Below are 24,145 nucleotides of genomic sequence, written 5' to 3'. Positions count from 1 at the left end.
ATCATTCATTTGTCTACATTCCCATCCAACCCTACGGTGGTCGGTATGTGGACTGCGGGAATAACCGGAATGCTGACCGGGCTGGCGCTGATCGTGGCAATCGGTGCCCAGAACGCTTTTGTGCTGCGCCAGGGCGTTCGCCGGGAGCACGTTGGCGCCGTGGTGGCTGTCTGCATGGCCGGCGATGCGCTGTTGATCCTGGCCGGAACCGCGGGCATCGGTGCGCTGGTCACCCGGTTCCCCGCGGCGCTGGAAGTCCTGCGCTGGGCCGGAGCGGCCTACCTGCTGTGGTTCGCGGTGCGGTCTTTCCGCGCTGCCGCAAGGCCGTCCGCTTTGGCGGAGCAGGCCCCCAGGTCACGGAATTCAGTAATCGCCACCACGGTGGCGCTGACGTTCCTCAACCCGCATGTCTACCTGGACACCGTGGTCCTGCTGGGCAGCCTTGCCAACCAGCAGGGTCCTGGACTGCGCTGGATTTTTGCGGGCGGCGCCGTGGCCGGAAGCGTCCTGTGGTTTTCCGTCCTAGGCTACGGGGCAAGGATCCTGGCCGGGGTGCTGGCGAGTCCCCGCACCTGGCGGTGGATTGACGCGTCGATCGGCGTCCTCATGGTGATCCTGGCCATCCGTTTGGTCCTGCACTGAAGTAGGCTGGAGCCAGATTCGCAGGGGAGGAATCATGAGCAACCAGCCACCACAGGGCCCCGACTACCGGTATTCCGGAAACCAGCACAACGGTGCGCCGTGGCCCGGATACCAGCCGCCGCCCACGTACGGGCAGGGCCCGGCCTACGGCCAGCCCCAGTCCGGGCAGCCACCGTACAACCAGGCCCAGTACACCTACGGCCAGCCCCAATACACGGGCCAGCCCTCCTACTACGGCGGAGCGGTCCAACCAAAGAACCTGAGCATCGCCAGCATGGTCTGCGGCATCGCATCGGTCATTATGGGCTGGCTGCTGCTTCCCCAGTTCGCCGCCATCATCACCGGCCACATGGCGCTCCGGCGTGAGCCTTCCGGCAAGGGGATGTCCATTACGGGCCTGGTGCTCGGCTACCTGTGCCTCCTGGGCTACGGGGCCATCTGGCTGCTCTTTATTGTTGGCGTGGCCCTCGCCGGCTCGGCCGGCTCGAATACCGGCACCTTCTAGCACCCTGCGAGTGAAAAAGCGCGACGGCGGCCCAGGCACTTTCGCCCGGGCCGCCGTCGCGCGTGGCTGGACAGAGTCCCCGCCTGGAAAGAAGTCCTCGCCTAAGAAGAGCTCCCCGCCCGGAAAGACCTTCCTCCTGGACGGTGCGCCTTATCCCTTCACGGCCGCCGCAGCCGGTACGCCGGCGGAGCTCTCCGGGTAGATGGACTCCGCCGGCGCCCGGTTGGTTGCCTTGGCCCACGGGTAGTAGATGGCCAGGGTGGCAACGATCCCCACCAGCCAGGAAATGTCCGCGCCGCCCAGCAGCTTGGTGACGGGGCCGGTGTACAGCGACTGCGCCAGGAACGGGACCTGGATGACCACGCCGGCTCCGTAGGAGACCAGGGCGGCGGCGTTCCAGCGGCCGTACCGTCCGTCCGGGTTGTAGAGGGCCGGAATGTCCAGCCGGTCGCGCGAGATCTTGTAATAGTCCACGAGGTTGATGACGGACCACGGGGTGAACACCATGAGCAGCAGGAGCACGAAGTTCTTGAACAGGTTCAGGAAGTCCTTGCTGGCGAACAGCGCGATCAGGACACTGGCGCCGATGACGGCCACGATAAAGGCGATCCGCACGGCTTTGGAGACGGTGTCCTTCCGGTTGACGGCGGTGCTGATGGTCACCCCACACATGAAGGCGCCGTAAGCGTTGAGGCAGTTCACCGTGAGCTTGCCTGTGACGATCATCAGGTAGATGAAGACGGCGATCAGGCCGCCGCCGGCGAGGTCGCCCATGTACCCCACCTGGTTCTTCAGGAAATCCCCGCCCAGCTTGGCCGCCGACAGCCCGCCGGCCAGGGCGCCCAGGGTCATGGCCCACTGGGCGCCGCCCACGGAGCCCGCAAAGGTGTACCAGAACGTCTTGCGCTCCGAGGTATGGGCAGGGAGGTAGCGCGAATAGTCGGCAACATACGGGCCGAACGTCAGCTGCCAACCGGCGCCAAGGGCAACGGCGGTGAGGAAGGTGGGCCACTCGAAGCCCTTGACCATCATCACCTGGGTGACGTCGAACTTGGTGACGACGGCGACCGTCAGGTAGAGGAATCCGGCCAGTCCCAGCACGGTGGCGATGCGGCCCAGCGCGTGGATGTACTTGTAGCCCAGAATGGCCAGCAGGGCGGTGGCGGCACCGAAGATGAGGATGCCGACGGCGGGCGTGTCCACTCCCAGCATGAGGTTGATGGCCTGCCCTGAGAGGACGGTGCCCGTGGAGGCGAAGCCCACGTACATCAGGATGACCAGCGCCAGCGGGATCACGGCCCCGTAGACGCCGAACTGGGCGCGGCTGGAGATCATCTGTGGCAGCCCCAGCTTGGGGCCCTGGGCAGAGTGGAGGGCCATGACGGCGCCGCCCAGCACGTTGCCCACCAGAAGCCCCACAATGGCCCAGAAGGCATCCGCCCCGAACACCACCGCCAGTGCCCCGTCCACGATGGCCGTGATCTGCGCGTTGGCGCCGAACCACAGGGTGAACTGGCCCCGCGGATGGCCGTGGCGCTCGCCCGGCGGAATCATGTCGATTGATCGTGCCTCTACGGCGGTACTGCCTCCGGCCATGGCCAAACTCCTCAGTGATGAAAACGTAAGGTCCATCACAACGGGTTTCCGGCCCGGGAAACACTCCTATCCGGCCGCGGCTGTCCGGGAAACCAGACAGCCCGGCGTGTCGTCCCGGGATGCCCGGTGGGTCCGGCTGCTAGCGGAGCAGTTCCACGTCGGAGACAAGCTCGATGTGCGCCAGCATGGCATCTGCCGCCGCGGCCGGGTCCTGCGCCCGCACGGCAGCGGCGATTTTCCGGTGCGAGGCCAGCGACTGCTCCGGCCGGCCCGGCTGGCCCAGCGACTCCATCCGGGTTTCCAGGATCATCTCGGCGATGAAGGCCATCAACTGCGCCAAGACCGAGGAGTGGGCTGCGCCGGTGATCGCCTGGTGGAAAAGCTCGTCGCCGTGGGTGCCGCGGTCGCCGTCGCCGATTTCCTGCGCCATGACGTCCAGGGCGTTATCGATGGCCGCGAGGTCCTGGTCCGTGCGGCGTTCCGCGGCGAGGGCGGCCAGTTTCACTTCCAGGGTGCTGCGGGCCTCCACGATCTCCGGGAGCCGGCTCTGATGCTCCCGCAGGCCCTTGACCACCGAAGCCACGCTGGGACGCCTGGCCAGGACCGCCCCGGTCCCGTGCTGGACGTCGATGACACCCAGGACCTCGAGGGCAACCAGCGCCTGGGCCAGCGTGGCGCGGGAGACGCCAAGCCGCTCGGCGAGGTCGCGCTCTGCCGGCAGGAGGTCCCCGGGTTTGAGCTGGGCGGACTCGATGTAGGCCAGGATCTGCTCCACCAATTGCTCATAGAGCCGGGGCCGCGCCACGCGTTCCAGGCCAAGCCGTGCCGTCTTCTCCATCAAGCCCTCCCTTGGGTCTACCGGTCCAGAATACTGCCTCCGTCTATTGACAGATAGACTCACTGTCTAAGAGGCTAGTCCAGTGAGCCAGTAACTCACGTCACATTCTTTCCCCCCAACGGAGGACCAACGATGTCCGCTCCTGTCTTATCGATCATCATCCTGGCGGCGATGTTCCTGCTCGCCACCGTCCTGCCCCTCAACATGGGAGCCCTCGCCTTCGTGGGCGCTTTCCTGCTCGGCGCCGTGGTGCTGGGCATGTCCACCAACGACATCCTGGCCAACTTCCCCGGCGGCCTGTTCCTCACCATCGTGGGTGTCACGTACTTGTTCGCCATCGCGCAGAACAACGGCACCATCGACCTGCTGGTGCGGGGAGCCGTCAAACTGGTGGGCAGCCGTGTGGCGTTGATCCCCTGGGTCATGTTCGCCATCACCGCCGTGATCACTGCCGTGGGCGCACTGTCTCCCGCCGCCGTCGCCATCATTGCCCCCATCGCCCTGAGCTTCGCCGGCAAGTACAAGATCAGCCCGCTGCTCATGGGCATGATGGTGATCCACGGCGCGCAGGCCGGCGGCTTCTCGCCCATCGCGGTGTACGGCGTCACCGTCAACGGCATTCTGGCCAAGACCGACCTTGCCTTCAGCCCCACGGCGCTGTTCCTCTCAAGCTTCATCTTCAACCTGGTCATCGCACTGGTGCTGTTCGTGGTCCTTGGCGGCAAAACCCTCCTGACCTCCAAAGTGGGGCACTTCGTGGAGCAGGCAGCCGAAGCCCGCATGTCCGTCAGCGTCGGCGCCAAGGCGGCCGGCGGCGACGTACCGTTCAAGGGCTTCGGCTCCGGCATGTACGGACCGCGGGATCCCGCAGGCGACGGCATCGCCGCCACCAAGGAGCGCAAGGACCGGATCCCGCAACTGGTCACCATCGCCGGCCTGATCGCCCTGGCCGTCATTGCCCTCGGCTTCAAGATGGACGTCGGATTCGTGTCCATCACCATTGCCATCGTGCTGGCCCTCGTGTCGCCGGCAGCCCAGAAGGGCGCCATCAACAAGATCAGCTGGTCCACGGTGCTGCTCATCTGCGGCATGCTGACCTTCGTTGGTGTCCTGGAGGAAGCCGGCACCATCGAGTTCGTTTCCAACGGCGTGGCCGGCCTGGGAATGCCCCTGGTGGCGGCCCTCCTGATCTGCTTCATCGGTGCCGTGGTGTCCGCGTTCGCCTCGTCCACCGCCATCCTTGCCGCACTCATCCCGCTCGCCGTCCCGTTCCTCTCCACCGGTGAGATCGGCGCCGTCGGCGTCATCTGCGCGCTGGCAGTGTCCGCCACGATCGTTGATGTCTCGCCGTTCTCCACCAACGGCGCACTGGTGCTGGCCAACGCGCCTGAGGGTGTGGACAAGGACAAGTTCTACAAGCAGATCCTCGGTTACAGCGGCATCGTCATCGTGGCTGGTCCCATCCTCGCCTGGCTGGCGCTGGTGGTCCCCGGCTGGCTCTAGCCCGCCACTGCATCCGCCGCCGCACTTACGAAAGGAAGCCCAGCACATGAGCACCACCGAACCTTCCCGGGGCCCCCTGGCCGGACACCTCGTCGTCGACCTCAGCCGGGCGCTGGCAGGACCGCACGCCGGCATGATGCTGGCCGATCTGGGTGCCCGCGTCATCAAGGTGGAGAACCCCGGCACGGGCGATGACACCCGGGGCTGGGGGCCGCCCTTCGTGGGGCCGGAAGACGACCTGCAGTCCACCTACTTCATGTCCTGCAACCGCAACAAGGAATCCATCACCCTGGACCTGAAGAGCGGCGACGGCCAGGCGGTGCTGCGCGGGCTCCTGGAACGGGCGGACGTGGTGATCGAAAACTTCCGCCCCGGCGTCATGGACCGGCTGGGCTTCTCCACCGCGGAAATGCACAGCATCAACCCGCGACTGGTGGTCCTGTCCATCACCGGATTCGGCCACGACGGCCCCGAATCCCGGCGCAGCGGCTACGACCAGATCCTCCAGGGCGAAGCCGGGCTGATGTCCCTCACCGGATCCGGCCCGGATGACCCCCAGCGCGTCGGCGTTCCCATCGCGGACCTGCTCTCCGGCATGAACGGGGCCACCGGCGTGCTGGCCGCACTGGTTGAACGCGAACGCACCGGCCAGGGCAAGGTGGTGCGTACCTCCCTGCTCGCGTCCCTGATCGGCGTCCACGCGTTCCAGGGCACCAGGACCACCGTTGCCGGTGAGGTGCCGCAGGCCCAGGGCAACCACCACCCGTCCATTGCCCCCTACGGCCTGTTCAACTGCAAGGACGGCAGTGTGCAGATCAGCGTCGGCAGCGAAAAGCTCTGGGCCTCGTTCGCCGCGGCCTTCGGCCTGGACCCGGCCGCCCCGGGCTTCGCCAGCAACGCCGAACGGGTGCGGAACCGCGCAGGGGTGATCGCCGCCGTCGAACGCGCCTTCTCGGAGTACGGCGCGGTGGAACTGCTGGAAAAGCTGAACGACGCCGGGATCCCGGCCGGCAAGGTCCGCACGCTGGACGAGGTCTACGCCTGGGAGCAGGTGGCGTCCCAGGGGCTGGTGGTGGACGTGCAGCATCCGCTCCTCGGAAAAGTGAGCCTGCCCGGTCCGCCGTTGCGCTTCTTTGCTCCGGGCGACGCCGCGGAAACCACCCTCACCCACCACGACGCGCCGCCGCTGCTCGACGAGGACGGTCCGGCGATCCGGGACTGGTTGGGCCTCACCGCCGCCGCGCCAGGGGGAAAATAGCGTGGCGACGGCGGAAAAGGTGCGGCACCTGAAAGCAGCCGAACTGCTGGACGCAGTAGTGGACCCTGGCTCATTCGTCTCTTGGGACACCGAACCCCGGCAGCCGGAGCTCTCCGACGAGTATGCCGGCGACCTCGAGCGGGCCCGCGAACGCAGCGGCGTTGACGAATCCGTTCTCACCGGCGCCGGGCTGATCCGCGGCCACCGGGTGGCGCTGATTGTCAGTGAGTTCTCCTTCCTTGCCGGCTCGATCGGGCACGCTGCGGCACAAAGGATTGTTGCCGCCGTCGAACGCGCCACCGCGGAAGGGCTGCCGCTGCTGGCCGGTCCTGCCTCCGGCGGCACCCGGATGCAGGAGGGGACGCTCGCGTTCCTGTCCATGGTGAAGATCACCGGCGCAGTCCGGGCGCACCGCCAGGCGGGCCTTCCGTACCTGGTCTACCTGCGGCACCCCACCACCGGTGGCGTCATGGCCTCCTGGGGGTCCTTGGGCCACATCAACGTGGCCGAGCCGGGCGCGCTCCTCGGTTTCCTGGGCCCGCGCGTCTACGAGGCGCTGTATGGCCAAGCGTTCCCGGACAACGTGCAGGTGGCGGAAAACCTCTTCGGCAAGGGGCTGATCGACGGCGTGGTGGAACCCGGCCACCTGGCCGATCTGGTGGGCCGCGCGCTGGACATCCTTGCTGCGAACGGAGGTGCCGGAGGCGCGGCGCCGCCGTCCTCCCGGCCCGCACCGCCCCAGACGCTGGACGTCAGGCCCTCCACCGCAGATGCCTGGACGTCCATTGAGATTTCACGGCGGCAGCGGCGGCCGGACCTGCGCCTGTTGCTCAAGATCGGCGCCACCGACGCGCTGCCCCTTAACGGGACCGGCCAAGGGGAGAAGGACCCGGGCCTGCTGTTGGCCCTGGCACGCTTCGGTTCCCAGCCCTGCATTGTGCTGGGGCATGCCCGTCCGCTGCGGAAAGACGCTGCCGGCATGGGCCCCGGATCGCTGCGCGAAGCGCGGCGGGGCATGAAGCTGGCCGAGGAGCTGCGCCTGCCGCTGCTCACCGTCATTGATACCGCGGGCGCCGCCCTGTCCCAGGAGGCGGAGGAAGGCGGCCTGGCCGGAGAGATTGCGCGCTCGCTGTACGAGCTGATCGGCCTGGAATCACCGTCCGTTTCCGTGCTGCTTGGCCAGGGCGCCGGGGGAGGGGCGCTGGCTCTCCTCCCGGCCGACAGGACCATCGCGGCCCAGCACAGTTGGCTCTCGCCACTGCCTCCGGAAGGCGCCAGTGCAATCGTGCACCGCACCACGGCCTTTGCTCCCGCCATGGCCGAGGCGCAGGGCGTGGATGTTGCTGCGCTTTACGCGTGCGGCCTGGTGGACCACATCGTGGATGAGTGCGGCGATGCGTCCCTGGATCCCCGCGGGTTCTGCACCCGGATGGCGACGGCCATCGAGTACGAACTGGCTTCCGTGGCCAATGTTCCGGTGGCCGGACTCGTAGCTGCCCGGGCCAGGAAATTCGCCACCCTCGGCGTACGCTGAACGTCTCCTCGGTCCTTGGCCGCCGGCCCGCGCCACCTCTGCCGTGGGCGGGCCTTGCGGGTGCGGGCCTTGCGGGTGCGGGCCTTGCGGGTGCGGGCCAGCCGGGGCGGCCCGCCGGATCCGGCTAGCGCTGCTGCCGGCTCCTGGACCGCGAAGTGCTCCTGCGGAGCTGCAGGATGCGGGCCCCGCCTGCCGCTGCCACCAGGACGCCCCCGGTCACGGCGGCAATGAACAAGGCCATGCCCAGGGGGACCGAACCTTCCAGGCCCAGGAACTTGACCAGGACCAGCTCCTGGTTCTGCAGGATGAAGATGATCAGCAGGATCAGGATCACCAGGGCAGCCACCACGGCAGCCCAGATCACTCCGGCCCGGGTGACGTTGCGGTCCGAGGTGGTGTTGCGGTCCGAGGTGGTGTTGCGTTCTGCGGCGTGGCGCTCCGGGGTGGCCCCTGCCGGTGGCGTGGAGGCTGCTTCCGGTGTTCGCGGAGCGGAGGGCGGATACGGCGGCGCACTGCCGTAGGCGGCCGGAGCATCGCCTGAGCGTCCCGCATCCAATGGCGCCGGGTTGCTTTCCGGTTCCGGCCCGCTGTCCGGTCCCGGCGTGTACCGTCCTGTGCTCATGATCGCGCCCTTTCCCGGAATGCTAAGCATGCTTATGGTTCAACCATAGACGGCGGCACGGCCGAAGCACAACGACCAGGCCGGGCGGGAAGGCACTTGTCCGGTCAGTGGCTGTTGGCCACCACGTCCTGGGCTTCCTGCGGGCGGTGGAATTCGCAGGGCCCCTGGTGGCGGAGGGGGAGCAGGCAGGTCCGGCCCGTGGGCAGGTGGACCAGGGCGCAGCGGCCGGCCAGGGCAAGGTCCTCCCGGACATTGGAGTTGCTGAGGTCCGGCCTCTCATCCTCTGCCATGTCGGTGGTTCCGGGGCCTGCGGCCGGGTATTCAGCGTTCATGGGGCAACTCCTCATCGGGCGGACGGCGGGTGGAGGGTGCTGAAGCGTGCTGTTCCAGTCTGTCCCTGCAGCGGTTACCGGCGGGTTAATGCGGAGTTATGTTCAGGTCAATAACGTCAACGGGGTCCGGGGTGTCTTAACCCTGCTTTCCTAGAACCCTGTCTGGTGCGCCACCTGCAGCAGGAGGGCCTCCGACCCCATGGGACCCACCAATTGGACCCCCATCGGAAGCCCGCTCCCGGTGGTGCCGCCGGTCCAGTGCACCGGCAGGGAGATGGCGGGAAGTCCGCAGACGTTCACCATCGAGGACCACGGCGCGTATTCGCACTGTTTCCGGTAGTCGCCGTCGGCATCCCCCGGCCATTGAGCCGAAGGCCAGCGGCCGCCGCCGTGCACGGTGCCGGTAAACCAGCCCACCGGCCGCGGCGTTTGCGCCAGCGCGGGCATCAGCATCAGGTCCCACTGCCCGTACTGCACCAGGGTGTCGTGCTGGAACTGCCGCAGGAACGCCAGCGCTTCGGCGAGCTTGGCCGGACTGCGCTGCTGGGCGCGCCGGCGGAAGGTCCGGGTCAGGGGCGCCAGCAATGCTTCCTTTGACGGGCTGATGCGGGCAGCGCCCACTCCGGCGGTCCAGGCCGTGGTGAAGGCGTCGGGGTATCGGTTGTCGTAGCGGATGGCGGCCTCGCCCAGGATGTGGCCGGCCTGCTCCAGGAGCCCTTCGCCCACCCTGAGCGCCTCCAAGGCTTCCCGGTCCGGCGTGAATGGGAACGTGCCGGACCAGGGGCTGTCCAGCGTGACTCCGATCCGAAGCCGCGGCGGTTTCTTGCCGACGGTGGCCAGGTAGCCGTTGCCGGGCGCCAGCACGTCCATCATCAGTGCCGCGTCCTCCGCGTTCCGGGCAAGGGGTCCGGGTGTCACCAGGCGTGCGGGGTCTCCGGCGCTTTCCCCAGCGGCCACCAGGCCACGGCCGGGCTTGAGGCCCAGCAGCCCGCACGCCGCGGCGGGAATCCGGACCGATCCGCCGCCGTCGGTCCCGGGCGCGAACGGCAGCAACCCTGCAGCCACGGCGGCTGCGCTGCCGCCGGACGATCCTCCCGAACTCCTGCTGGGTGCGTGGGGATTGCGCGACGGCGGTGCGATGCGGTTTTCGCTGTAGGCCGTCAGCCCGAATTCGGGCACCTGGGTTTTGCCCAGGGAAATCACACCGGCCTCCTTGAAAAGGGCTGCGAGCGGAGCATCGGCCGGGGCAGTTTTGTGCTCCAGGGCGGCACTGCCATGGGTGGTCACCACGCCCGCCACGTCCGTGAGGTCCTTGAAGGCAACCGGCATGCCATGCAGCAGGGGCAGGCTGCCGGCGTCCAAACGGGCATGCAGGGCATCCGCAGCCCGTGCCTGTTCCATCGCCTGGTCCGCCGTGACCGTGATGAACGCCCCCAGCAGCGGGTTCTGCCGTTCGATCCGTGCCAGGAAGTGGGTGGCGGCCTCCACGGCAGACACCGCGCCACTGTGAAGAAGGTCCCGCAGGGCCAGGGCCGGGAGCTCGTGCAGTTCAGGCACGCTTCCCGCCCACGGCCGGTGTTCGGGCGCTCCACCTGCGGCATGCCGGTGCCGGGGGAAGGGGGGTCAGCTGCTGCGACATGGAAACCTCCTGGGCCGCCACCAGCCTAACCCGTGCCCTTCTGCAACCGGTCCGGACATGATCCGGGCAGCAGGGGATGGAAGGACTAGGCTTAAAGCTGACTGTGATCCACCAGCTCCGCCAAGACAGGACTCCGATGAGTGATTTCGATACCGTCCCCGTCCATGACGTCCCCGACGACGCTGTGATCCTGGACGTCCGGGAAGACTACGAGTGGGTGGCCGGCCATGCTGAAGGCGCTGTCCACATCCCCATGGACCAGATCCCGGCCCGGCTGGGCGAACTCGATCCGGATGAGGATGTCTACGTCATTTGCCGCACGGGCGGCCGGTCGTTCCGGGTTGCCCAGTGGCTGACAGGCCAGGGATACACGGCCATCAACGTTTCCGGCGGAATGGACCAGTGGTTGGAATCGGGCAAGCCCCTGGTCTCGGACAACGGACTCAAGCCCTTGGTCCTTTAGTGGCCGCGCCGCGCACCTATGCCTTCCTGGGGCCCGAAGGTACGTTCACTGAGGCTGCCCTGCTCCAGGTGCCCGATGCCGTACACGCAACCCGGCTCCCGGCGTCGAACGTCAACGCAGCCCTTGACAAGGTGCGTGACGGTTCGGCCGGCGCCGCCATGGTCCCGATCGAGAACTCGGTGGAGGGCGGCGTCACCGCCACTCTTGATGCCATCGCCACCGGCCCGGAGCTGCGGATCATCCGTGAAGTCCTGGTTCCGATCAGCTTTGTGCTGGTAGCCCGCCCGGGCGTGGGGCTGGACGATGTCCGGCGCGTGTCCACGCACGGCCATGCCTGGGCGCAGTGCCGGCTCTGGATGGACCGCAATATTCCCGATGCAGAATATGTGCCCGGTTCCTCAACGGCCGCCTCGGCCCTGGGGCTTCTGGCGGCAGACTGCCACTACGACACGGCAATCTGTGCGCCCCTGGTGGCGCGGGAGCAGCCGGGGCTGTCTGTCCTCGCGGAGAACATCGGGGACAACCCCGGCGCGGTGACGCGCTTCATCCTGGTCGGCAGGCCGGGCCCACTGCCTGAACGCACCGGCGCGGACAAAACCACCGTGGTGGTCCCGCTTCCCGAGGACCGCCCGGGCGCCCTCATGGAAATCCTGGACCAGTTCGCCAGTCGCGGCGTCAACCTCAGCAGGATCGAATCACGCCCCACAGGGCAGTACCTTGGCCACTACTTTTTCAGCATCGACGCGGACGGCCACGCCGCCGAAGCCAGGGTGGCGGATGCGCTGGCCGGGCTGCACCGCATCAGTCCCGGCACCCGCTTCCTGGGCTCCTATGCCAGGGCTGACAAGCAGGCCACGCTGGTGTCCGCGCACACCTCCGATGACGCCTTCACGGCGGCCCGGACGTGGGTTGGATCCATCCTCGCCGGCGGATCAGCAGCAGGTGAAAGCGGTTCCGGGGCTTCGCCCAAAGCGTAGGCAAGTGCCCTTGGAAGTACTTCCGTGGGGTGTGGACAATGCGTATGCTTGCCTGATCCACACGGGGTATGGCCCCTGATGAAGGGAGCGGGTCATGACCAGCAGCACTGACAATGACGGCCAGGGGATGATCGTCAATCCCAAGCCCACGGGAGAAAACCGGGACTGGGACGGGGACGACGCAGACCGTGCCGACCGCCTGCGCTTCGAAGAGGAGCAGGCCATGATCCGTGAGCAGTCCGAAGCCCACGCTGCAGCCAGGCAGGCCCATGCGGACCACAAGGCCGGCACCGAAGACGGGGCGAAGTCCGGGGACTGACCAGGACTCTCCGTCAGCCCTCTTTAGTGGCTGCCGTCAGATCTTTGCGCTGAATCACCGCACGGCATGCTGGCTGCGCTCCACCAAACCGCTGGCCTGTCCCTGAGCCTTGACCCTGACCAGGAGCGAGCGGGGTTCCACCTGAACCGTAAGCTGCGTGGCCTCACCCGCGGTGTCGCCGTCGAGCTGGGTGGGCATCGGTTCCGGGCATTTGATGACCACTTTGAGGGACCGGTAAACGGTCATGATGGGCAGCTTCCCGCTGTGCTTGAACATGATCTTCATGTACATCAGGAGCCAGCCCAGCGCGCTGCGGGGGCTCATGACCACGACGTCCAGCATGCCGTCATCGATCATGGCCTGCGGAATGAAATCAATGCCGCCGGGAATGAGCCCACAATTGGCAAAAAGCACGCTGCGGATGTTCCGGATCTGCTCCGGACTCCCGTCCAGGGTGATGGAGACCTTTTTCCGCCGGCCGGGGAGGTGACGAACGCCGGCCTCCGTGTAGGCGAGCCAGCCCACGGCCTTCTTGAGCCCCGCGTTGGTGTCAGCGAGGACTTCGGCGTCCATGCCGATTCCCGCGATCACCAGGAAGACGTGCTCCGAATAATGGCCGGTCCGGGAGTTCTCAATGGCCATGCGGGCGGTGTCGATGTACCGCTGCCGGCCGAAAAGCGCTGTTTGGACGTTGCTGTGCAGGTCGTTGACATCCAGGTCCAGGTTACGGGCCAAAAGGTTTCCCGTGCCCAGCGGTATCAGGCCCATGGCAACGTTGGTGTTTGCCAGGGCCTCGGCCACCACGCGGACCGTGCCGTCGCCGCCGCCCACCAGGACCACGTCGGGCTTGCCCGCCAGCGCAGCCTGCATCTGGGAGAAGCCCGGGTCCTCCGCCGTCGTCTCAAAAAACGCCGGCTCATCCCAGCCGGCGGCCAGGCAGGCTCTGTGGATCATTCCCCTGGCTTCATCGGCACGGGCCTTGATCGGATTCAGGACGACGGCCACCCGCTGCCGCGCCAGTCCTGAGTCGTAGGCTTCGCCGGCCACAGCGCTGCGGACATGCAGGGCCTTGAGGCGGCGCACCCCCCACCAGCTGGAGGTGGCGAAGGCAAGCGCCACCGCAATCAGCAGGTAGAGAATCCAGTCGCTCATGGTGCTTCAACAGTAGCCCGGCGCACGGCGGGCGGCGGCACGGAGCCGTACGCCCGCCGTCGTGCAGTGAATTGGATACCCTTGTCTGGTGATCGACGTAAAAGACCTCAGCGAAAACCCGGACAAGTTCCGTGCCAGCCAGCGCGCCCGCGGCGCGGACGAATCAGTGGTGGACGCGATCATCTCCGCGGATTCCGCCCGCCGTGCCGCCCTGCTCCGCTTCGAGAACCTCCGCGCGGAACAGAACGTGTTCGGCAAGAAGGTGGCGAAGGCCAAGGGCGAGGAGAAGCAGGCCCTGCTGGCCGAGGTCAAGGAGCTCGCCAACTCGGTCAAGGCCGCCTCCGCAGAAGCTGACGCCGCCCAGGCGAAGCAGGAAGAACTGCTGCGCACCATCCCCAACCTGGTGGAGGATGGAGTTCCCGAAGGCGGCGAGGACGACTACGTGGTGGTCAAGACCGTCGGCGCCCCACGCGAATTCCCCGACTTCGAGCCCCGGGACCACCTGGAAATCGGTGAACTGATCGGCGCCATCGACATGGAACGCGGCGCCAAGGTCTCCGGCGCGCGCTTCTACTTCCTGCGCGGCGTGGGTGCCCGGCTGGAAATGGCGCTGCTGCAGATGGCCATGGAGCAGGCCATCGACGCCGGCTTCATCCCCATGATCACCCCCACCCTGGTGCGCCCCGAGACCATGCAGGGCACCGGCTTCGACGTCAAGCACGACGCCGAGATCTACCGCCTCGCCGAGGACGACCTTTACCTGGTGGGCACCTCAGAGGTGGCTTTGGCCGGCTACCATGCCGACGAGATCCTGGACTTCTCCGCTGGCCCCATCCGCTACGCGGGCCAGAGCTCCTGCTACCGCCGCGAAGCCGGATCGCACGGCAAGGACACCCGCGGGATCATCCGCGTACACCAGTTCAACAAGGTGGAGATGTTCATCTACACCACGGTTGAAGAGGCTGCCGCGGAACACCAGCGCCTCCTGGCCTGGGAAGAGGAAATGCTGGCCAAGTGCGAGCTGCCGTACCGGGTTATCGACACCGCAGCCGGCGACCTCGGCACCTCCGCGGCCCGCAAGTACGACTGCGAAGCCTGGGTCCCCACGCAGAACGCCTACCGCGAGCTGACGTCCACCTCCAACTGCACCACGTTCCAGGCCCGGCGCCTGAACATCCGCGAGCGGGTGGTGAATTCTGAGGGCGCAGCCAAGGGCACCCGTGCCGTGGCCACCCTGAACGGCACCCTGGCCACCACCCGCTGGATCGTGGCGCTGCTGGAGCACCACCAGAACGCGGACGGCTCCGTGAACGTGCCGAAGGCCCTGCAGAAGTACCTGGGCGGCCTCGAGGTCCTCCCGGTTCTTTAGGCTTCTCCTCCGCCGGCGCACCCGAACCTGGACAACGCACCCGCTAACGGACAGTGCACCCCCGAACGCGGGGGTGCACTGTCCGTTAGCCGTTGATGGGCGGACCGGTGCGGGTATTCGGCAGGCCGGCCTGCCGGAGGCACGCCGCGAAGCGGGAAGGTTCGGAGGCGGTTGCCCAGTCCCACCTGACAACCCGGAAACCCGCCGCCCGGAGCCTGTCCTCGCGTTTCTTCTCCGCCAACACGGCTTGCCGCGCCGTCCGTGTGCCCAGGTAGTCGTCGCTCAGGTACTTTGAGTCGCCGTCGAACTCGCCGACCAGCCGGTACCGCGGCCAGAAGAAATCAGTCCGGGCGAGCAGCAAACCTCCCTGCCGGAACTTTGCCTGGAGCGTAGGGGCCGGGAACCCGAGAAGATGCATCTGTGCGCGGCTGAGGGACTCTCCGGCTGACTCTGAATGGGGCGAGGCGAAGTTCAGCACCCGGGCCACCCAGCCCCGGCGGGCGGCCGACGGGAGCTGGGAAGCCGCCTGGAACAGTTCGTCCTTGTGACCCGAGGTCCTGAAACGCGGCGGTTGCTGATGACGTGGTCCGCCAGCACCACTCCTGCCGCAAAGCTTTCCCTCGCCAGGACATGAATGACGGTATCGGGCAGCGGAGTGACCAGCAGGCCTCCGCGCTGGACCGACGCGGTATACCCGAGATGCCGGTGGGTGCCGTATGCGGTGACATGGGTGATGCCGGTTCGCCCGGATCTGTCAGGGGCCGCGGAGGTTGTTGGCTGCCTGCGGCCGGTGTGGCCCCTGGATGCCCCGGACAAGTGGACATATCGGGGCACAGCAAGGAGTTCCAAGTCCCATAGGACGGCGGCGGTGTTCAGGCAGAACGTGGATTGTGGTAGTTCCAGGTTCACTGCCCGGACCGTTTGGAGGTACCTTTCCCAGGGAGCCAGCGACACCCATTCGTCCTTCGCGGCGTAAACACCCTTGCGAACGCGGACAAGTTCACCCTGCGCATAGCGCCTGCTGAGTGACCGGGTGTCCCCGGTGGTGTGGCGTAGGTCCAGGGCGGAAATCAGGTGCATGCCACTCATCGTCGCCGGAGCGTGATGGGTGGCTGAAGGGACTGGCGGGTGCATGTGGATAACCGGCGCCGGGGCGTCCGCACCGCGAAGAGGACGATACACCCGTGTGTGCGGGGGTGCGGCGTCCGTTGGCTGGTGCGCAACGAACAAACGGGCCCCGATGTGGAAACCCGCCGCGTTAACCAACAGTTCAGTAAACGTGTGGTCCCCGTCCTAGCGCGTGTCAGTTACGTCTGCTTCACTATGTGGATGACAACGCTGACTGAAACTTCAGTCGCCGGCAACGATGACCGGCGAGACACCAACCGACACAACAGCAACACCAGCACCGGCTTCGCGGGCATCGACCGGAAGTTCATGGTCGCCCTGGACGTGGACGGCACGCTGGTGAACCACGACGGACTCATGTCCCCCGGCGTGCGGGAAGCTGCGCAGGCCGTGGTGGCTGCCGGGCACGAGGTGATGATCGCCACCGGCCGCTCCTTGAACGCCACGCTTCCCATCATTGAAAAGATCGGCATCGAGCGCGGATACGCCGTCTGCTGCAACGGCGGCGTGACCCTCCGGCTCCACCCGGAACTGGAAAACGGCTACGAGGTCATCCACAAGGCCACTTTTGATCCGGCGCCGGCACTGCGCGCACTCCGGGAACGCCTTCCCTCCGCCAAGTATGCGCTGGAGGACGCCGAGGGCAACTTCCTCTCCACCGAGCGGTTCCAGGATGCCAGCTTCGGCGTTGAGGCGGTGGGCGTTGACTTCCACACCATGCTGGAGGCAACCGCCGTGCGCGTGGTGGTGTTCAGCACCGAGAACACGCCCGAGGAATTCAACGAGGCCATCAACCATGTGGGACTTGCCGGCGTGACCTACTCGGTGGGCTGGACCGCGTGGCTTGATATCGCCGCCGCAGGGGTCACTAAGGCCAGTGCTTTGGAAAACCTCCGGCTCCGGCTTGGTTTCGAAGAGCACCTGACGGTTGCGGTGGGCGATGGCCGGAACGATATCGAGATGCTCACCTGGGCCGGCCGGGGCGTCGCCATGGGCCAGGCCCCGGCTGAAGTGTTGGCCGCGGCGGACGAGGTTACCCACTCGGTGCACGACGACGGCGCCGCCCACGTGCTGCGCAGCCTCCTCTAGGCACCACCCGGCAGTTTGCTCCATCAGATATGGCTCCTCGACACCCGTTATAGGAGCCATTACTGATAGGGCAAGCGGGAATTCAGGGCCCGCCGGCCAGCCAAGGCAGAATAGGTGCATGACCCTTACGACGTTCGCCCTCGTCCGCCATGGCCAGACCGACTGGAATGCCGAGCGCCGGCTGCAGGGATCAACCGACATCCCCCTGAACGACGTGGGACGTGGCCAGGCGCGGGACGCCGTCGCTACCCTTGCGCCGTACGAGTGGGACGTGATCGTCTCTTCGCCGCTGAGCCGCGCCGCCGAAACCGCCGACCTGATCGCCGAAGGGCTCGGGCTCACGGTGTCCCGGCGAGTCCCGGAGCTCACCGAACGCAGCTTCGGGCCGGCCGAAGGGATGCAGGCAGGCCCCGAACTGGAAGCGCTGCGTGTGCCCGGCGGGTTCAAGGGTGCCGAGACTGAAGATGAAGCCGCGGACCGCGGGCTCGCAGCGCTGGAATCCCTGGCGGCGGAGCACCGCGGCCGGCGGGTCCTGGTGGTCACGCACGGCACCCTGCTGCGCGTCAGCCTCAGCCGCGCCATCGGCCAGACCCTGGCCAGCGTGGACAATGCGGCCCTTAACCTGGCGCACCACCACGCAGCGGACGGCTGGAAATTGGAATACTTCAACGGCGGCCCGGTCCTGGCCGCCACCGGCAGCTAAGCCCCGGGAAAGTCCCGTCAGTAAGGGCCCGGCAGCCATGACGACGGCGGGACACGGCCCAAGCGGGTATCCCGCCAGGCGGTCAGCCCGTCGGCTGTCAGTCCACCGCGAGGATCAGCGCCAGCAGCCTCGCGGCCGCGGGACGGGCGGCGTGCTCCTCGTTCCACTGCGCCCGGGCCACTGCTTTGCTGACCGCCTGGGTGGTGATGCCCAGTTCCTGCGCCACCGTTCTTTGTTGGCCACGGACTCCGGGGGTCAGCAGGTCCAGCACCCGCCATTCCGCTCCAGAGCGGTCCCGCACGATGTGGCCCAGCAGCCGGAGGACAGCCTCGGCGTCGTGGGCTACGTCAGCCAGCGGACCCTCCACCGCAACCGGCACCCGCTCCTTGCTGTTGCGCAGTCGGTCTACCGCCCGGCGGGCATAGACCAGGCCGTGCCCGGACGCGTCCTTGACCTGGTTGGGCAACGGCTCGTTCACCGGTCCGGCACCGATTCCCACGTACCAGTGCCCGCTCCGCAGGGCGATCAGCGCGGCATCCACGGCCTGGTGCGGGCAATCGACAATGCCCTGGACTTCGTCCTCCACCGAGCGGTCAAAATCCAGGCGCGCCGGAATGTGCCGCAGCGCCTTGAGCAGTTGCGGCACCTGGTCGCCGTCGCGCCGGCTGTCCGTCTGGTTGATGGTGAGGGTGAACATTCTGGATCCACACTACCCGGAAGTAGGAATTGCGAAACGGCCGGTTCCGCACGTGGACCTTCCCTCCGCTGGTGGCTCCAGGCACGGCCGGGGGCCCGCATCACCTGGATGCGGACCCCCGGCGGTAGGCCTGCAGGCTAACCGGGTTCCGGTCAGTTTTCCTGTCCAGCAGCGGTGCCGGCGGCCGGGAAGCGGTCCCAGGCGCGGTGCGCGGCGAGGAGCGCCGACAGTTCGGCGGTCACCGAGGCAGCATCGCTGCCGCCCACAACGCCGGCGGCCCCCTGCGGGATGCCGGCTGCCTCCAGCGCCGCAGACCCGGAGCCCCAGGCCCCCATGGCCTTGGCGTGGCGGTACGCCTCGGACAGCATCAGCGCGACGCGCGGATCCAGCCCGTCAACCGGCTGCCCGGCCTTGGCGTCACGCCCGGCGGAGGCGTCGGGCGCGGGCCGCTTGCCCCCGGCCACGACCAGCGCGTCGAACTCGGTGGACCGAGCCGTGAGGAAGGTCCGCTGTACCGTCACAGCATGCCCGTCGGAGGAAAGCGTGCCCCCGGTGGGTGCAATGACCAGCGGAACCATGCCTTCGCCGTCGAGCGCCTTGCGGGCCGCCTCCACCTGGGCGAGGTCACTGGAGGAATCGGCGACGATGCCCACCACGCGCCCGGCAACCGGCCACGTTCCGCCCACCTGGGACACGGAAGGGCTGGGGTCCCGGTCCGGAACCTCCTCGGTGGCTTCCGGCGCAGGCATCCCCAGGCCGGCGGCCACCGCGGCGCACAGCCCGGCGTCGATGTTGGCCAGGGCCTGAAGCTGGCGTTCACGGACGGCAGTCTTGTAGCACTTGCCCAACTCAAAGGTGTATGCCTGGATCACGTGGTCCTGCTCCACTGCGCTCAAACTGCGGAAGAACAGCCGGGCCTGGCTGTAGTGGTCATCAAAGGAAGCCGGATTGCGCCGCTCCTTGATGGCCTCAGCAACAGCCTCGGGCACGTCCACGAACGCCCCCATGTCCTGTCCCGCCAGGAACGGGCAGCCGCCGTCCAGCGAATTGGGCCGGTAGGGGGCAACACCGCCATGGACCGCCGTCTGGTGCATGCCGTCGCGGAGCATGTCGTTGACCGGAGCGTGCGGCCGGTTGATGGGAATCTGCGCGAAGTTGGGGCCGCCCAGGCGCGAAATCTGGGTGTCCAGGTAGGAGAACAGCCGCACCTGCAGCAGGGGATCGTTGGTGACGTCGATGCCCGGCACCAGGTGCCCCGGGTGGAAGGCCACCTGCTCGGTCTCGGCGAAGTAGTTGGTGGGGTTCGCGTTGAGGGTCATGAGCCCGATGGGCTGCACCGGCGCCAGTTCCTCGGGGACGAACTTGGTGGGATCCAGCAGGTCGATGCCCTGGAACATCTGGTCCTCCGTGTCCGGGAACGTCTGGATACCCAGCTCCCACTCCGGGTAGGCGCCGGCCTCGATGGCGTCCGCCAGGTCCCGGCGGTGGAAGTCAGGGTCCATGCCGTTGATGATCTGGGCTTCCTCCCAGACCAGCGAGTGCACGCCCTGCTTGGGCTTCCAGTGGAACTTGACCAGCGTGGTGTCGCCTGCGGCGTTGATGAGCCGGAACGTGTGGACGCCAAAGCCCTCCATGGTCCGGTAGGAGCGGGGGATTCCGCGGTCCGACATGTTCCACAAGGTGTGGGCCTGCGCTTCGGTGTGCAGCGACACAAAGTCCCAGAACGTGTCGTGCGCGCTCTGGGCCTGCGGAATTTCGCGGTCCGGGTGCGGTTTGGCGGCGTGCACCACGTCCGGGAATTTCATCCCGTCCTGGATGAAGAACACCGGGATGTTGTTTCCCACGAGGTCGTAGGTGCCCTCATCGGTGTAGAACTTCGTGGAGAAACCCCGGGTGTCCCGCACCGCGTCCGCCGACCCCCGGGAGCCCAGGACGGTGGAGAACCGCACGAAAACGGGGGTTTCGACGTCCGCGGCAAGGAAGCCGGCGCGCGTGACTTTCGAGGCCGTGCCGTAGGACCGGAACACGCCATGGGCTCCCGCGCCGCGGGCGTGGACAACGCGCTCCGGGATCCGCTCGTGGTCAAAGTGGGTGATCTTCTCGCGCAGGTGGTGGTCCTGGAGCAGGATGGGACCGCGCGGGCCGGCCTTCAGGGAATGGTCAGTATCCTGCAGCCGCAGGCCCTGCGCCGTGGTCAGGTATTGGCCGGACTGGGCGCGGGCGGTGGCCGGCGCGCCGGTTGGGCTGCCCGTGGGGGATACGGCCTCTGGGCCGCGCTGGTCCGGTTTTGGCGGCAGCGGCTCCCGCGGAGTGGTGGGCTCTTCAAGCGCCGGGGGTTCGCTGGACGGAACCCCGGGAATTACGACGTCGTCTTCGGCTGGCATGTCTCGGTCTCCCCACAATTTGATGGTCCCAGCCTTCGCCGCAACGAAAGCTAAGCTTGCTTAGTACCTTACAGGTGCCCATGGTCCCTATGGCAAGGACCGACGTCCCCAAAGCACGGTCCGACGGCGGGGGTTGCCACCCTGCCCCTCCATCTGTTGCGATGGGGAAAGGGCCGCCCGCAGCGGCACACCCGAGGTGAGGATGGTTATGGCCGGCAGCACTGGGCACGATGGAATGCAGGACACGATGCAGCAGGGCGGCATGGACCAGGGGGAACTGGGCCTCGTGGACCGCTGGTGGCGCGCCGCCAACTACCTCTCGGTAGGCCAGATCTACCTCCGCTCCAACCCGCTGCTGCGCGAACCACTCCAGGCTGAGCACACCAAATCCCGTCTGCTGGGCCACTGGGGAACCACGCCCGGACTCAACTTTGTCTACGCGCACCTGAACCGGGTGATCCGCCGGGACAACCTGGAGATGCTCTTTGTGGCCGGTCCCGGCCACGGCGGCCCCGCCGTCGTCGCCAATGCCTGGCTGGAGGGCACCTACTCGGAAATCTATGCCCACGTGGGCAACGACGAGGCCGGCCTGGCCGAACTGTTCCGGCAGTTCTCCTACCCGGGCGGCATTCCCAGCCACGCGGCTCCGGAAAGCCCCGGTTCCATCAGCGAGGGCGGTGAACTGGGGTACTCCCTGGCCCACGCCTACGGATCCGTCTTTGACAACCCCCAGCTGGTGACCGCCGTCGTCATCGGTGACGGCGAGGCGGAGACCGGTCCGCTGGCCGCCAGCTGGCACTCGCACAACTTCCTGGACCCCGCCGCGGACGGCGCGGTGCTGCCCATCCTGCACCTGAACGGCTACAAGATCGCCAACCCCACGGTCCTGGCCCGGATGCCGCAGGACCAGCTGGAGCAGCTGCTGCGCGGCTACGGCCACGAGCCCTACTTCGTCACCGTGCAGGATCCGGACAACACGGAGCAGGCGCACCGCGACTTCGCCGCCGTGCTGGACCGGTGCCTGGCCGATATCAAGGCCATCCAGGACGCCCACCGGCAGCATCCGGACGCCGAAGAGGAGGGGGAAGGCGGGCACCACTGGCCCATGATCGTCCTGCGTTCGCCCAAGGGCTGGACCGGGCCGCGCACCGTGGACGGGCTCCAGGTGGAAGGAACGTGGCGGGCACACCAGGTCCCGCTGTCCGAGGTCCGCACCAACGGGGAACACCTGAAGCAGCTGGAGCAATGGCTGGAGTCGTACCGCCCCAGCGAACTGTTCGACGCCGAGGGACGGCTCCGGTCCGACGTCGCCAAGGGCGCACCCACCGGCGACTTCCGCATGAGCGCAAACCCGCACGCCAACGGCGGACTGTTGCGGCGCGCGCTCACACTGCCCGCGTACCGGGACCACGCCGTCGACGTGCCCAGCCCGGGCACCGACCGCGTCAGCCCCATGATCACGCTCGGTTCCTGGATGCGGGACGTCATCGCGCAGAACATGGAGAACTTCCGGCTCTTTGGCCCGGATGAGACGGCGTCCAACCGGCTGCAGAATGTCTACGAGGTCACCGACAAGGTGTGGCAGTACCGGATCGACGACGTCGACGAACACCTGGCGCGGTCCGGCCGGGTGATGGAGGTGCTGAGCGAGCACCTCTGCCAGGGCTGGCTGGAGGGCTACCTCCTCACAGGCCGGCACGGAGTGTTCAACTGCTACGAGGCGTTCGTCCACATTGTCGATTCGATGTTCAACCAGCATGCCAAGTGGCTCAAGGTGCACCGCGCCCTGCGGTGGCGCCAGCCCGTCCCGTCGCTGAACTACCTGCTGTCCTCGCATGTGTGGCAGCAGGACCACAATGGGTTCTCGCACCAGGATCCGGGGTTCATCGACCATGCGGTGAACAAGAAAGCCGAAATCATCCGCGTGTACCTGCCGCCGGATGCCAACACCCTGCTCTCGGTCATGGAGCATTGCCTGGCGTCCACCGACTACGTGAACATCGTGGTCAGCGGCAAGCAGCCTTCGCCCACGTGGCTGGGCCCGGCCGATGCCGCCAACCACTGCCGGCGCGGCCTGGGGATCTGGACGTTTGCCGGCTCGGAAGTCCCCGGCGAGGAGCCCGACGTCGTGCTGGCCTGCGCGGGCGACGTCCCCACGGTGGAAACAGTGGCAGCCGCCGAACTGCTCCGCGACGGCGCCCCCGGGCTCAAAGTGCGCGTGGTGAACGTGGTGGACCTGATGCGGCTGCAGGACGACAGCGAGCACCCGCACGGGTTGCCGGCCCATGACTTCGACGGGATCTTCACCCCTGACAAGCCCGTCATCTTCGCCTACCACGGGTACCCGGCGCTGATCCACCGGCTGGCCTACCGGCGCACCAACCAGCAGGGCCTGCACGTGCACGGCTACAAGGAAGAGGGGACCACCACCACCCCGTTCGACATGGCCATGCTCAACGGAATCGACCGCTTCACCCTGGCCATCGACGCGATCGACCGGGTCCCCGGCCTCGCAGGAACGCACGCGCTCCTGCGCCAGGACCTGCAGGACCGGCGGAACCGCGCCCGGGAGCACACCCGCACCCACGGCGAGGACCCGGAGGAGATCCGCAACTGGACGCTGGGCGGTTGACGCCCTAGCCCGGGAGTCCGTCCAGGCCGCAGGAAGGCAAATGGATCCAGCCCTCGCTGCGGGCGGCTGCGGCATGGGCTTCGTCGGGCAGGAGCGTCCGACGGCGGCCCACGGCCCGGGCGGTCAGCGAGGCGATGACGGCGTCGAACAGGTCATCCGAAGCGGTGATCCGGTCCCGGTGCGCGCCCAGGTCCAGCCACGGTGCCTGCTCCTCAAGGGCTGCCAGCAGGAGGCCCAGGCGTTCGGCTTCGGTGACGCCGCGGCCCTTGTAGCCACGGCCGTTGAGGCCCCAGATCTTCAGCGATGCCGCCGGGTACACCTCGGCAAGCCGGCCTGAGCCGTCGCGGAGCTGCGGGCCGTGCACCGCCGCGATCTTCGCCTGGATGACCGCGCAGCGCATGGCAGGGTGCGCCAGCCGGTCCGCGGAGACGCTCAGCGGAATCAGGCCAGTCCGGGCGGTGCAGAACCGGTCCGTGTCCCGGTACGCGAGCAGTCGCCGGCCCGCAATGCCGTCATGGTCCAGGACGGGCGCGGCGTCGAAGTTGAGGTGGCCGGTGAGGAACGGGATCAGGGCGGCCGGCCAGCCCACGGGGCAGTCGACGCCGGTCATGTCGCAGCTGCCGAACAGGTCTACGATCTCCTGGTCGTCAACGTCCAGGGCCAGGTGGACCAGCCGGGCCTGGTCCCCGGTCCATTCGATGACGGCCACGGCGGTCTTCTTGGTGGCCGCCGCCAGGTCCACGCCAAGGGTCCTCATGGCCGG

General features: G+C 67.6%; 22 protein-coding genes. 12 read left to right on the top strand and 10 right to left on the bottom strand.

Features of this window, described 5'->3' with window-relative positions:
• Nucleotides 1-45 precede the first annotated feature (45 nt).
• Both HNO81_RS10035 and HNO81_RS10030 read left to right on the top strand, forming a co-directional pair.
• Entirely contained in the window at nucleotides 46-642 is a 597-nt protein-coding gene (locus tag HNO81_RS10035; protein WP_254703409.1) for a LysE/ArgO family amino acid transporter, read from the top strand.
• A gap of 34 nt (nucleotides 643-676) precedes the next feature.
• Nucleotides 677-1,147, top strand: a complete 471-nt coding sequence (locus HNO81_RS10030; protein ID WP_175317985.1) for a DUF4190 domain-containing protein — start codon at nucleotides 677-679, stop codon at nucleotides 1,145-1,147.
• Nucleotides 1,148-1,297: 150 nt separating this feature from the next.
• On the opposite strand, the gene HNO81_RS10025 is transcribed toward HNO81_RS10030, so the two are convergent.
• Together HNO81_RS10025 and HNO81_RS10020 are read right to left on the bottom strand one after the other, a co-directional pair.
• Nucleotides 1,298-2,743 (bottom strand): cytosine permease, encoded by a 1,446-nt coding sequence (locus HNO81_RS10025; protein WP_175317984.1) that lies wholly within the window; start codon nucleotides 2,741-2,743, stop codon nucleotides 1,298-1,300.
• A gap of 139 nt (nucleotides 2,744-2,882) precedes the next feature.
• On the bottom strand, nucleotides 2,883-3,581 hold the full coding sequence (locus HNO81_RS10020) for a FadR/GntR family transcriptional regulator (RefSeq protein WP_175317983.1): 699 nt from the start codon (nucleotides 3,579-3,581) through the stop codon (nucleotides 2,883-2,885).
• 132 nt (nucleotides 3,582-3,713) lie between these two features.
• On the opposite strand from HNO81_RS10020, the gene HNO81_RS10015 reads away from it, so the two are divergent.
• From HNO81_RS10015 to HNO81_RS10005, 3 genes are read left to right on the top strand one after another with little or no spacing between them, the layout of a single operon-like run.
• Nucleotides 3,714-5,084: an SLC13 family permease gene (locus HNO81_RS10015; RefSeq protein WP_175317982.1), complete on the top strand. Its 1,371-nt coding sequence runs from the start codon at nucleotides 3,714-3,716 to the stop codon at nucleotides 5,082-5,084.
• A gap of 46 nt (nucleotides 5,085-5,130) precedes the next feature.
• A complete protein-coding gene (locus HNO81_RS10010) occupies nucleotides 5,131-6,342 on the top strand; it encodes a CaiB/BaiF CoA-transferase family protein (protein WP_175317981.1) in 1,212 nt (403 codons plus the stop codon).
• Nucleotide 6,343: 1 nt separating this feature from the next.
• Entirely contained in the window at nucleotides 6,344-7,876 is a 1,533-nt protein-coding gene (locus tag HNO81_RS10005) for an acetyl-CoA carboxylase carboxyltransferase subunit alpha/beta (protein WP_175317980.1), read from the top strand.
• 124 nt (nucleotides 7,877-8,000) lie between these two features.
• Here the strand turns inward: HNO81_RS10005 and HNO81_RS10000 are convergent, their stop codons facing one another.
• The 3 genes from HNO81_RS10000 to HNO81_RS09990 form a co-directional block, all read right to left on the bottom strand.
• The gene (locus HNO81_RS10000; RefSeq protein WP_175317979.1) at nucleotides 8,001-8,498 is read right to left on the bottom strand and encodes a lipopolysaccharide assembly LapA domain-containing protein; all 498 of its coding nucleotides are present in this window, start codon (nucleotides 8,496-8,498) and stop codon (nucleotides 8,001-8,003) included.
• Between the two features lie 104 nt (nucleotides 8,499-8,602).
• Nucleotides 8,603-8,830, bottom strand: coding sequence for a hypothetical protein (locus HNO81_RS09995; protein WP_175317978.1), 228 nt, complete (start codon nucleotides 8,828-8,830; stop codon nucleotides 8,603-8,605).
• A 150-nt stretch (nucleotides 8,831-8,980) separates the two neighbouring features.
• Nucleotides 8,981-10,387 carry an amidase gene (locus tag HNO81_RS09990; protein WP_175317977.1) on the bottom strand — a complete coding sequence of 469 codons (1,407 nt, stop codon included), beginning with the start codon at nucleotides 10,385-10,387 and terminating at the stop codon, nucleotides 8,981-8,983.
• Nucleotides 10,388-10,605: 218 nt separating this feature from the next.
• Here HNO81_RS09990 and HNO81_RS09985 point away from each other — a divergent pair, with 218 nt between their 5' ends.
• The 3 genes from HNO81_RS09985 to HNO81_RS09975 all read left to right on the top strand — a co-directional run bounded on the left by HNO81_RS09985 (nucleotide 10,606) and on the right by HNO81_RS09975 (nucleotide 12,228).
• Complete coding sequence (locus HNO81_RS09985; RefSeq protein ID WP_175317976.1) at nucleotides 10,606-10,932, top strand: rhodanese-like domain-containing protein; 327 nt, start codon at nucleotides 10,606-10,608, stop codon at nucleotides 10,930-10,932.
• Complete coding sequence (pheA, locus tag HNO81_RS09980) at nucleotides 10,932-11,909, top strand: prephenate dehydratase (RefSeq protein WP_175317975.1); 978 nt, start codon at nucleotides 10,932-10,934, stop codon at nucleotides 11,907-11,909. Before HNO81_RS09985 ends, pheA begins: the two co-directional genes overlap by 1 nt.
• A gap of 94 nt (nucleotides 11,910-12,003) precedes the next feature.
• Nucleotides 12,004-12,228 carry a hypothetical protein gene (locus HNO81_RS09975; protein ID WP_175317974.1) on the top strand — a complete coding sequence of 75 codons (225 nt, stop codon included), beginning with the start codon at nucleotides 12,004-12,006 and terminating at the stop codon, nucleotides 12,226-12,228.
• A 54-nt stretch (nucleotides 12,229-12,282) separates the two neighbouring features.
• Here HNO81_RS09975 and HNO81_RS09970 read toward each other — a convergent pair whose 3' ends face one another.
• Nucleotides 12,283-13,380 carry a diacylglycerol kinase family protein gene (locus HNO81_RS09970; RefSeq protein ID WP_175317973.1) on the bottom strand — a complete coding sequence of 366 codons (1,098 nt, stop codon included), beginning with the start codon at nucleotides 13,378-13,380 and terminating at the stop codon, nucleotides 12,283-12,285.
• A gap of 88 nt (nucleotides 13,381-13,468) precedes the next feature.
• Here HNO81_RS09970 and serS point away from each other — a divergent pair, with 88 nt between their 5' ends.
• On the top strand, nucleotides 13,469-14,749 hold the full coding sequence (gene serS / locus HNO81_RS09965) for a serine--tRNA ligase (protein ID WP_175317972.1): 1,281 nt from the start codon (nucleotides 13,469-13,471) through the stop codon (nucleotides 14,747-14,749).
• 85 nt (nucleotides 14,750-14,834) lie between these two features.
• Here serS and HNO81_RS09960 read toward each other — a convergent pair whose 3' ends face one another.
• Entirely contained in the window at nucleotides 14,835-15,167 is a 333-nt protein-coding gene (locus tag HNO81_RS09960; RefSeq protein WP_175317971.1) for a hypothetical protein, read from the bottom strand.
• Nucleotides 15,168-16,078: 911 nt separating this feature from the next.
• On the opposite strand from HNO81_RS09960, the gene HNO81_RS09955 reads away from it, so the two are divergent.
• Together HNO81_RS09955 and HNO81_RS09950 are read left to right on the top strand one after the other, a co-directional pair.
• A complete protein-coding gene (locus HNO81_RS09955) occupies nucleotides 16,079-16,966 on the top strand; it encodes an HAD family hydrolase (RefSeq protein WP_175317970.1) in 888 nt (295 codons plus the stop codon).
• Between the two features lie 118 nt (nucleotides 16,967-17,084).
• Nucleotides 17,085-17,669: a histidine phosphatase family protein gene (locus HNO81_RS09950; RefSeq protein WP_175317969.1), complete on the top strand. Its 585-nt coding sequence runs from the start codon at nucleotides 17,085-17,087 to the stop codon at nucleotides 17,667-17,669.
• Between the two features lie 97 nt (nucleotides 17,670-17,766).
• Here the strand turns inward: HNO81_RS09950 and HNO81_RS09945 are convergent, their stop codons facing one another.
• Complete coding sequence (locus tag HNO81_RS09945; RefSeq protein WP_175317968.1) at nucleotides 17,767-18,366, bottom strand: hypothetical protein; 600 nt, start codon at nucleotides 18,364-18,366, stop codon at nucleotides 17,767-17,769.
• A gap of 152 nt (nucleotides 18,367-18,518) precedes the next feature.
• Nucleotides 18,519-20,750, bottom strand: a complete 2,232-nt coding sequence (locus tag HNO81_RS09940) for a catalase (RefSeq protein WP_175317967.1) — start codon at nucleotides 20,748-20,750, stop codon at nucleotides 18,519-18,521.
• Nucleotides 20,751-20,958: 208 nt separating this feature from the next.
• On the opposite strand from HNO81_RS09940, the gene HNO81_RS09935 reads away from it, so the two are divergent.
• Nucleotides 20,959-23,382: a phosphoketolase gene (locus HNO81_RS09935; protein WP_175317966.1), complete on the top strand. Its 2,424-nt coding sequence runs from the start codon at nucleotides 20,959-20,961 to the stop codon at nucleotides 23,380-23,382.
• A gap of 4 nt (nucleotides 23,383-23,386) precedes the next feature.
• Here the strand turns inward: HNO81_RS09935 and HNO81_RS09930 are convergent, their stop codons facing one another.
• On the bottom strand, nucleotides 23,387-24,139 hold the full coding sequence (locus tag HNO81_RS09930; RefSeq protein ID WP_175317965.1) for a DUF429 domain-containing protein: 753 nt from the start codon (nucleotides 24,137-24,139) through the stop codon (nucleotides 23,387-23,389).
• Nucleotides 24,140-24,145 lie beyond the last annotated feature (6 nt).

Origin of the sequence: Pseudarthrobacter sp. C4D7, from assembly GCF_013359725.1 — a bacterium.
In the GTDB taxonomy this organism is placed as follows: Bacteria; Actinomycetota; Actinomycetes; order Actinomycetales; family Micrococcaceae; genus Arthrobacter.
This window is presented reverse-complemented; position numbering and strand designations above follow the sequence as displayed.